The organism is Deferribacterota bacterium (assembly GCA_034189185.1).
In the GTDB taxonomy this organism is placed as follows: Bacteria; Chrysiogenota; Deferribacteres; order Deferribacterales; family UBA228; genus UBA228.
The window spans coordinates 1-9,104 of sequence record JAXHVM010000073.1 but is presented as its reverse complement, the minus strand read 5'-3'; the positions used below and the strand labels follow the sequence as shown (position 1 = coordinate 9,104).

The 9,104-nt window shown below is 28.9% G+C and carries 10 protein-coding genes; 3 read left to right on the top strand and 7 right to left on the bottom strand.

Going from position 1 to position 9,104, the window contains the following annotated elements:
• Together SVN78_06300 and SVN78_06295 are read right to left on the bottom strand one after the other, a co-directional pair.
• A partial coding sequence (locus SVN78_06300) for a hypothetical protein (protein ID MDY6821214.1) occupies window positions 1-346 on the bottom strand: 346 nt, incomplete at its 3' end.
• Between the two features lie 5 nt (window positions 347-351).
• The gene (locus SVN78_06295; GenBank protein MDY6821213.1) at window positions 352-2,985 is read right to left on the bottom strand and encodes a tetratricopeptide repeat protein; all 2,634 of its coding nucleotides are present in this window, start codon (window positions 2,983-2,985) and stop codon (window positions 352-354) included.
• Between the two features lie 67 nt (window positions 2,986-3,052).
• Here SVN78_06295 and SVN78_06290 point away from each other — a divergent pair, with 67 nt between their 5' ends.
• The 3 genes from SVN78_06290 to SVN78_06280 are packed head-to-tail and all read left to right on the top strand — an operon-like array spanning window position 3,053 to window position 5,640.
• Window positions 3,053-3,943, top strand: a complete 891-nt coding sequence (locus SVN78_06290) for a response regulator (protein MDY6821212.1) — start codon at window positions 3,053-3,055, stop codon at window positions 3,941-3,943.
• On the top strand, window positions 3,940-4,647 hold the full coding sequence (gene ybgF, locus SVN78_06285) for a tol-pal system protein YbgF (GenBank protein ID MDY6821211.1): 708 nt from the start codon (window positions 3,940-3,942) through the stop codon (window positions 4,645-4,647). Before SVN78_06290 ends, ybgF begins: the two co-directional genes overlap by 4 nt.
• A 3-nt stretch (window positions 4,648-4,650) precedes the next feature.
• Window positions 4,651-5,640 (top strand): hypothetical protein, encoded by a 990-nt coding sequence (locus tag SVN78_06280; GenBank protein ID MDY6821210.1) that lies wholly within the window; start codon window positions 4,651-4,653, stop codon window positions 5,638-5,640.
• On the opposite strand, the gene SVN78_06275 is transcribed toward SVN78_06280, so the two are convergent.
• The 5 genes from SVN78_06275 to trmD all read right to left on the bottom strand — a co-directional run bounded on the left by SVN78_06275 (window position 5,634) and on the right by trmD (window position 8,986).
• Window positions 5,634-6,455, bottom strand: a complete 822-nt coding sequence (locus tag SVN78_06275) for an enoyl-ACP reductase (protein MDY6821209.1) — start codon at window positions 6,453-6,455, stop codon at window positions 5,634-5,636. The genes SVN78_06280 and SVN78_06275 overlap by 7 nt on opposite strands.
• Window positions 6,409-6,798 (bottom strand): 30S ribosomal protein S9, encoded by a 390-nt coding sequence (rpsI, locus tag SVN78_06270; protein ID MDY6821208.1) that lies wholly within the window; start codon window positions 6,796-6,798, stop codon window positions 6,409-6,411. The genes SVN78_06275 and rpsI overlap by 47 nt, the downstream gene beginning before the upstream one ends.
• Complete coding sequence (rplM, locus tag SVN78_06265; protein ID MDY6821207.1) at window positions 6,791-7,237, bottom strand: 50S ribosomal protein L13; 447 nt, start codon at window positions 7,235-7,237, stop codon at window positions 6,791-6,793. Before rplM ends, rpsI begins: the two co-directional genes overlap by 8 nt.
• A 69-nt stretch (window positions 7,238-7,306) precedes the next feature.
• Complete coding sequence (rplS, locus tag SVN78_06260; GenBank protein MDY6821206.1) at window positions 7,307-7,663, bottom strand: 50S ribosomal protein L19; 357 nt, start codon at window positions 7,661-7,663, stop codon at window positions 7,307-7,309.
• Between the two features lie 12 nt (window positions 7,664-7,675).
• Window positions 7,676-8,986: a tRNA (guanosine(37)-N1)-methyltransferase TrmD gene (gene trmD / locus SVN78_06255; protein MDY6821205.1), complete on the bottom strand. Its 1,311-nt coding sequence runs from the start codon at window positions 8,984-8,986 to the stop codon at window positions 7,676-7,678.
• Window positions 8,987-9,104: the final 118 nt, after the last annotated feature.

Sequence of the window (9,104 nt, the reverse complement as noted above, 5' to 3'; positions counted from 1 at the left end):
AATGTTTACCATCCTTTTCAAATTCATATACCCCTGATTCTTTGTTATCTATAATATCATCTATAAAATCTTTATAATTTTTTAAATACTCATCAGCAATATTATTTTTTAATATACTGTTATTCTTGCTATCTACTGCAATAAAAGCACTTCTCATGTTCATAATAATAGTTTCTAATAACGTTGATAACTCAAAAAGTTTCTCATTCTTGCCCTTTAATTCTTTTTTAAGGTTATCAATTTCACTTTTTAGATTTTCATAGGTATTCTCTATTGTTTGTGATGCAGATGTAAATTCTTTAAAGGCCTTTTTTAACTCAATTATATCAATATCTTTATAATCCATACAAATTACGAACCTATCTTCTCTAACTCTTGCTCTGCTAACTCACCTAAAGGAGTATTTGGATAATTATTTATTAATCTTGAAAAATATTGTCTTGCTAAATCATTTTCATTTATATTTAAATATGATTCTCCTAACAAATAATAAGCTTTTTGTAAATCCTCGTCCTTATTTGCAAATTTCTCAAATAAGCTCAAAGCCTCAATGGTACTATTGTAATTTTCATCATCATAATAAACCATACCTGCGTCATAAAATATATCATAAAATCTTTCTTGCAACTGCTCGTCAGCATCTCTAAGATTCGTATAAAAATCTACAACAATATTGTTATAGGTCTCATTGTCACTTATATTCTTTAATGCATCATATTGCATTTCTAATGCAAAATTAGGATTTTTCTTATAAATAGAAGCTACACTATATGAAAGAGTAGGGTTTTCATCAATTAATTTTGTAAGTAATTCTTCTGCTTTATCTATTGATAAATTCATAATCACATCTTCATTGGTATTTTTATTTAAAACTACATCTACAAAAATTCCATATATAGACTCTGGTTTTGTTACTTTATTAATATAATTTTTTGCTTTCTCCGCCTCACCTATATTATATAAGGCATATGCAATTAACTCATTTAATCTATTTTCTAATTTATTATCAAATCTTAAATTTTCAATTTTTTCATATTCATTTATGGCCGCAACAAAATCATCATTATCAATATAAGCTTGTATATCATCTATAACTATATCACCAAAGTCATTTAATAAATCATTTTTGATGTTATCTTCTCCGACTAATGAGAGATAATCTAAAAAATATGTTTTAAAACCACTATTATCACCCTTTGAATATAGAGAGTTTAGTAATCTTGGATAAACCTTTTGAGTCAAATTATCAAAGGGTATATAGCTTGCATTATCTGTCGTAGATAATTCTTCCATTCTACCTAAGAAAGATTGATAATCGTTAAAACTATCTAATTCTTCTATCTCTTTATTAAGTTTTGCTAGAAGCTTATTTATCTTTATTTCTTTCCTTTTGTCTTCTATCTTTTTAATAAGCGCTTTTGCTTCTTTTTTATATTTTGTTAATGGGTAGTTATCTAATAACTCATTTAATAATCTTTCAGAATCATTTAGCGCACCTTCTCTAAATTTTTGTTTAGCTAATTTATATAAAATATCTTGTTTTTTATTATCAACATCATCAATAACTGAGCTAACAAGGTACTCACTCTCTATCTCTTTTGCAATCTCATAGGCATTTTCTAGTTTTCCTTCTTCATAATAGGCATTTAATAACATATATAATGCGCGAGCCCTAATATCCTCATTATCACTATCTAAAAGACTGCGCAAAAACTCCTCCCAATATTCCGTAGGATGTTCACCTATATGTTTTCTTGCGTAATTAAGGGCACATAAATAACCACCATCCCTTCTTGGATATTTATCTTTACATTCTCTTAATATTTTATTGCCTTTCTCTTTATTTCCCAAAATATTATTAATCTTTGCGCTTCTAAGCATTGCTTCATCAGCCTTCACATAGTCACTAAAATTATTAAATATATAATTATAGAAATCTAGCGATCTATTATACTTCTTTTTTCCTTCAAGCACTCTAGCAATTTCAAATAAAACATCGGGATCTTCAATCCCCAGTTGACCACTGTGAATAAAATCATAAAAGTAATTATATGCGCTATCATAATCCCCCATTCTTGAATATAAATATCCAATTCTATTGTTTATCTCGTAATTATCACCATATCTCTTAATATAATCCATATAAGTCTCTAGTGCTTTATCATACTGTGAAATATTTTCATATATTCTGCCAATTTTTCTTAAGGCCTCCTTTCTTTCATTTGTAGAAAAATCACTATCATAAATCTTTTTATATAAATCTAGTGCCTCATCGTAATTGTGGGATTTATAGGCTGCTTTGGCAGCATTTAATAAAGCTTGCTTATATCTAAAATAAAAGGGATATTTTTCTATAAATTCGCCAAATATCTCATAGGCTCTTTTGTAATAAATTGGTGATTTCTCACCTAATTTCATATAAACATCACCCATTTTGTAATATGCCTCAATAGCATAAAATCCGTCATGGTTTTCCTCTAAAAAAGCTCTAATCTCTTCTAATGCAACCTCATAATTTTTATTTTTTATCTTCTTTTCTATTTCAATTAGCTTATTTTCAAGGGTTTTATCTACTTCATTAATATCTGTGCCAATCATTTTTGGAGCATTAATATCGCTTTTTATTAATAGGCTATCAAATTTCCTTGATTTAGCTAATACTACATCTAAACCGTTATCTTGCTTTACTAAATAAATATCAACTCCCTTTTTTATATTAACTATTAAGCTTGACCTTTCATTGTCAATTGATTTAATAAATGGATTATCTGGAAGATTAACTATGTTTAACCTTATGGGGTTAATAAAATTTATAAACACCTTATTATCTTTCTCATAATAAGAATCTATATATTCTGGATTAACCTTTAACTGAAGCTCAGTAACATAATCATTCTTTCTTATAGTTATCTGCTGACTATTTGTAACACTTACTACTATAAATAAAAAAAATATGGATAGAAAAAAGTGAATTATGATTTTCATATGCTTAATTATATTATATAATTAATTGCTTTGCTAATATAAATTTATATAATGTATATGAGAGGCTATGGTTAATATAAATACATCTAAAGAATCGCAAATTGTTGAATTTATTATTGAAGGTAAAGAAAAACTTTACTTTGGAATAACTATCAATAAAGTTAGAGAGATAATAAAAATACCTAAAATAACACCTATACCCGATTCCCACGAAGCGGTATTAGGGTCTATTCTATACAGAAATGAAATAATAAGTATAATTGATCTACCTTTTTATCTTGGGTATAAAAAGGACAAAAAAATAGATAAAAATAAGGCAAAAATTATTGTAACCTATATTAATAGAAAATTAAATGGTTTTTTAGTAGATGATATAACCAGAATACATAGAATATCCTTACAAAATCTAGGTGATTATTCTTCCCTACCGGATCTAAAGCTTGCTGATGTTATATTGGGTGTAGTAAAAATTGAAGATCGCCTTGTTCAGCTTTTAGATTTTGAAAAAATTCTATTGGATATTAATCCACAAGAACTAGAAGATATTTCAGATAGCGAAAAAAACTCAAAGGATAAACTAAATAATAATAAATTAATTTATATAGTTGAAGACTCATCAACAATTAGGAAAATAGTTTCTAAAAAAATAGAAAAATCAGACTATAGAGTAGAATCCTTTGAAAACGCTGAACAAATGCTAAAAATTATTGATAAGAAAAAGCCAGATTTAATAATAAGTGATTTAGAACTGCCACAGATAAATGGTTTTGAATTAATAGAAATTATAAAAAATAATCCTTCAACTAAAAATTTACCTATAATTATAATGACCTCAATTGACACAGAAGAAAATAAAAAAAGGGCTTTACAGGCTGGTGCATCTGATTTTATTGGTAAAACTGATCTTAATTTTATTGTTAAAAAAATTGAAGATGTTTTACAGGAGGTTTATAGATGAAAAAATTATTAATTATTATAACAACTTTCATTACTATATCGTGCGCAACAAATACAAAACAATTGGAATATAGTATTGAAAATTTAAATAATGAAATAATAAACTTGCAGAGGACTGTGGCTGATCTCAGGGTTAATATTGATGAAATTGAAACAAATGTTTCAGAAAACTCAAAGAAAATTGAAACAAACTCTAGTACAATTGCTAATCTAAAAAATGATTTATCCTATTTTTCAAATGAGCTTTCACTATTAAAATCTAAAAAATACGAGAATGATTATGAAGAACAAAAAGATAGTAATGAGATAGTTGTTATTGAAGACGAGATCACAAACAAAAATACTATGTACACAAAAGCCTATGAACTTTACAATAATGGTGATTACAAAAATAGCATAGAAAAATTTAAAGATTTTTTAGCACTTTATCCAAATGATAGCTTATCTGATAATGCTCTCTATTGGATTGCTGAATCCTATTATGCGATGAAAGATTATAAAAAAGCTATAGATTTACTTAAAGAGCTAATTGATCGCTACCCAAAAGGGAACAAGGTTCCTGATGCATACCTAAAGATAACCCTATCTTATAAAAATCTTGGCGATAAAAAGAATGCACGTAACTATGCAACTAACTTAATAGAGAAATACCCAGATTCAAATGCAGCATCATTAGCAAATAAAATATTAAACAATTTGGAGTAGATTATGAATAAATATTGTTTAATTATATTTTTAATATTTATCTCAACATATCAATTATCATCAGCACAAGAAACACCCCCTATGTCAAATATTTACAAACAAAAATATTCACCAAAGGATACTGAAAGTCTCATAAAAAATCTAACAACCTTTAAACCACCTGAAGAAGAAAAAGAAGTTAGAAAAGAAGAAGAAATTAAAAAGGGTGTTTTTGAATTAACACCTTTAGATTATATTAAACTAGGTGAAACAAAAAGTACAGAAGAAATAAGAGAGCACAAAGAAAAAATTGATAGGGTTGTCTTAAAGTACCTTGACAACTTGACAAATGTAAATGATTTTTATGCAATATTAAGATCTAGGGAGCTACCCTATGATGTTATTGAAATAGAAGAAGGGAGAAATTATGGATCTCTTTACGATACTATATATATTAATGTTAACGCAGATGATAAGAGTAAAATAAATCTAGGTGATAAATTTATCATATTCCAACCACTGGGTAAACTTTCTATGAGCCACAGGCTTTATAAATCTGCAGCTATCGCAAAAGTGGCTGATATCGTTAAAAAAAGATATTGGTCTAAAGACATTATAGCAATAGCTAATATTATAGAATCATACGAACCTGTTGATATTGGTTTTAAAGCTAGATTATATAAGCGTCCCGAAATTAAAAAGATTATTGATACTAAGAATTATATTAGCAATATTAACGGTAAGATTGTGAAATTGACAGGTGAACAGAGATTTGCTGGAGCTGGTTACATGTGTATAGTAGATTTGGGATCAAATAATAACGTAAAACTAGGTGACGTGCTAGATATTATACGTATAAAAAAAGGTCCTGGCTTCAAGATCCCAAACAAATTAGGTGAAGCTCAAATAATCCATGTAGGAGAGGATTTCTCAACAGCTATAATACTTACAAGTGATTTAGAAATAACTGAAGGCGATTTAGTCACGCTATCAAAAGTAGCTGTATATCAATAGCCTATGATATTATAACCGCCATCTACAAATATAATCTCACCAGTAATTTTTTTAGAGAGATTACTAGCTAAAAATAAAGCGACATCTCCGACATCTTCTTTTGTTATTTCGTTCTTTAATGGGACCCTTTCAGCAAATTTTGAAAAAAGCTCTTTGAAGCCTTTTACCCCACTAGATGCTAATGTTCTTATAGGACCTGCTGAAATAGCGTTGACTCTTATATTCTTATTACCTAAATCAAACGCTAGATATCTAACCGATGCCTCAAGGGCAGCTTTTGCTATTCCCATTAGATTATAGTTAATAATCACCTTAGTAGATCCAAAATATGTCATAGTTATTATAGAACCACCCTTTTTCATCAGTTTATAAGCCCTTCTCGACAACGCAATTAATGAATAAGCAGAAACCGTTAAGGCAGTATTAAAACCTTCTTTTGAAACATCAATAACTGGACATTTTAAATCGCTTTCAGGTGCAAATGCTATTGAATGAACTAATATATCAATATTATCAAATTTTTCTTCAACAATACTAAATGTTTTATCGATTTCATCTTCGTTAGTTACATCACATTTAATAGAAAACTCAGCATCTAGTTCTTGAGCAATGGGATCTATCCTTTTTTTTAGATTATCTGCTCCATAAGCAATACCAATAGCAGATCCCTCTGATTGTAATTTTTTTGCAATACCATATGCAATTGATCTGTTGTTTGCAATACCAAATATAAGTGCTTTTTTATCTTCCAATAAGGCCATTTTCTTACTAACGTTTTGAAAATTGAGGGCTTTTTCTTGCCTTTGGCTTTCCATATTTCTTTCTCTCAACCATTCGCGCATCCCTAGTTAACAACCCTTTATCTTTTAATAATTTCCTATACTCTTCATTGTAGCTAACCAATGCCCTAGCTATGCCTAGTCTTATAGCTTCTGCTTGCCCAGTTAAACCGCCGCCCTTAGTATATATATTAATATCAAACATATTGTGTAGATTTAAAACCTCTAAAGGTTTTAAGACGGCTAACCTGTAACCCTGTCTTGTAAAATATTCATCATTTGACTTACCATTTATAGCAATACTTCCATTTCCTGGTCTTAAAAATACCCTTGCAATTGATGTTTTTCTCCTGCCTGTCCCATAAAAGTAATTATTCATATTTCCCCCTGGCAACATTAATAGCTATAGGCTTTTGTGCACTATGTGGATGAGTATCACCCCTGTATACTTTAAGCTTTTTTAACATCTTTCGCCCCATCCTATTTTTAGGCAGCATACCCTTAACAGCTCTATATATTACATCCTCAGGATGTTTTAAAAGCATATTCTCTAAATTCTTTTCTTTTAAACCGCCAAGATAACCAGAATGTTTATAATATTTTTTATCTGATAATTTATTCCCTGTAAAAGCAACCTTCTCAGCGTTTACAACGATTAAAAAATCACCAACGTCTATATTCGTTGAATATATTGGTTTCGTTTTACCCATCAAGATAGTAGCAATCTTACTTGCAAGCCTACCTAAAATAACGCCTTCTGCATCTATTAAATACCAACTTTTTTGAATATTATTTACTTTTGGCAATGTTGTCTTCATTAGTAACCCCAGCTATTTATTATATAATTAGTAGTCAAATGATAATCAAAAAAACTTATAAGTCAAGACTTAAAAACCCTTTCTTCTCTCTTTGATCTTTAATGCTCTACCTTTCAAATTTCTTATATAATAGATTCTAGATTGTCTAACTTTGCCTGCCCTTACAACTTTTATACTCTCAATTAAAGGTGAATACAGAGGAAATATCCTCTCAACGCCAATCTTACCAGACATCTTCCTAACTGTAAAAGTAGATGAAAGACCATTGTTATGCTTCCTTATGACAATTCCTTGGAAAGGCTGAATTCTTTCCTTTCCACCCTCTGTTATTCTAAAATTTACAACAATAGTATCACCTGATCTAAAGGACGGGATATTCTTATTTTTAAATTCCTCTTCTATAGCATCTATAATTTTATCTCTCATCAAAACACCTCCTTAATACAATCCACCAAAAATCCTATCTAATAGAATTGCTATTGCACTTCTAACAGATAAATGATTAAAAGAAGCTAACCCTTCAATTGGCTCTAATATATAATCCACACTTTTTAGGAAATCATCAGTAAATCCCCATCCTGTCCCAAAAAGTAGCAATACATCACGATTTATTAGAATATCAAAAAATTTATCGATGTCAATAAATTTTTCAACAATATTATCTCTTTTTTTCGCTGTTGTTGCCACAAGTATTGGATCACTCCCCTTCTCTTCTTTTATTTCTTTTATTACCTCTAGTAATGATTCTCTAACCTCTAATTGCTCAAAAGCCTCTTTTCTATTACTATTATAACAGCTGCCAAAACCATTAATCCAATGTTTTAATACCCTACGCGCAATATCTCTCTGAGATTTAACGGGATTAATTAAATAAAATTTATTAACATTATAGGTTTTACAAGTTCTAGAGATATCATGTAAATCTATATTGGTTATAGCTGTTACAACAACATTATTTTTCTTATCCTTCATCGGATAGTGCATCAGTGCTATACTTAGATGCTTTGTTACATATGTTAAAAACTCATCCTTTACACCTTCAAAGAAATTGCCACTTTTTAAAAATTCACTTTTTAGCAGATCTCTTCTGTTTTTTAATGTATTTAGAAAGGCTTCTCTTTTTCTCCAACGATCAATTTCAGCATGATTGCCACCAATTAAAACCTTTGGCACTTTTTCATTTTTAAATTCATAGGGCCTTGTATATTGTGGATATTCTAAGCCTCCTATCGTGAAAGATTCTTCTTTAACTGAATTTTCATCACCTAAAACTCCCTTAACATAGCGCGATATTGCATCTATCATCGTAGCTGCAGCAAATTCACCCCCAGATAATATAAAATCACCAATTGAATATGTTTCATCAACGAGTAGTTTTCTTATTCTTTCATCAACACCTTCATACCTACCACATATAAAAGTAATGGCTTTACAATTAGCCAATTTCTTAGCGCTGTTATCATCAAATTTTTTACCTCTTGGATCTAATAATATTACATTAGATTTTACCTTTTCGTTTATATATTTGACAGCATTATAGATTGGCTCAACCTTCATTACTAATCCAGGTCCACCACCATATGAATAGTCTTCTGTTACCCTGTGTTTATCTAGTGCAAATTTACGTAGGTCAACTATATTTATATTAATTATCTCCTTTTCTATGGCTTTTGATATAACACCATAAGAAAAGATATTATCAAATAAATTAGGGAATATTGTGATAATATTAAATGTTATGCTTGACAAGACCTTCTCTTTTCACTTTCATTTTATTTTCTTTAAAATCTACACTCAATACATGATATTTATTATAAGATATTAAATAAAAAAAATTGTTGTTAATTATTTTAAATACAATATTTCT

Excerpts from the sequence above, each read along its gene's own strand:
- SVN78_06295 (MDY6821213.1), bottom strand. The coding sequence starts at position 2,985 with ATGAAAATCATAATTCACTTTTTTCTATCCATATTTTTTTTATTTATA.
- SVN78_06290 (MDY6821212.1), top strand. The coding sequence starts at position 3,053 with ATGGTTAATATAAATACATCTAAAGAATCGCAAATTGTTGAATTTATT.
- ybgF (MDY6821211.1), top strand. The coding sequence starts at position 3,940 with ATGAAAAAATTATTAATTATTATAACAACTTTCATTACTATATCGTGC.
- SVN78_06280 (MDY6821210.1), top strand. The coding sequence starts at position 4,651 with ATGAATAAATATTGTTTAATTATATTTTTAATATTTATCTCAACATAT.
- SVN78_06275 (MDY6821209.1), bottom strand. The coding sequence starts at position 6,455 with ATGGAAAGCCAAAGGCAAGAAAAAGCCCTCAATTTTCAAAACGTTAGT.
- rpsI (MDY6821208.1), bottom strand. The coding sequence starts at position 6,798 with ATGAATAATTACTTTTATGGGACAGGCAGGAGAAAAACATCAATTGCA.
- rplM (MDY6821207.1), bottom strand. The coding sequence starts at position 7,237 with ATGAAGACAACATTGCCAAAAGTAAATAATATTCAAAAAAGTTGGTAT.
- rplS (MDY6821206.1), bottom strand. The coding sequence starts at position 7,663 with ATGAGAGATAAAATTATAGATGCTATAGAAGAGGAATTTAAAAATAAG.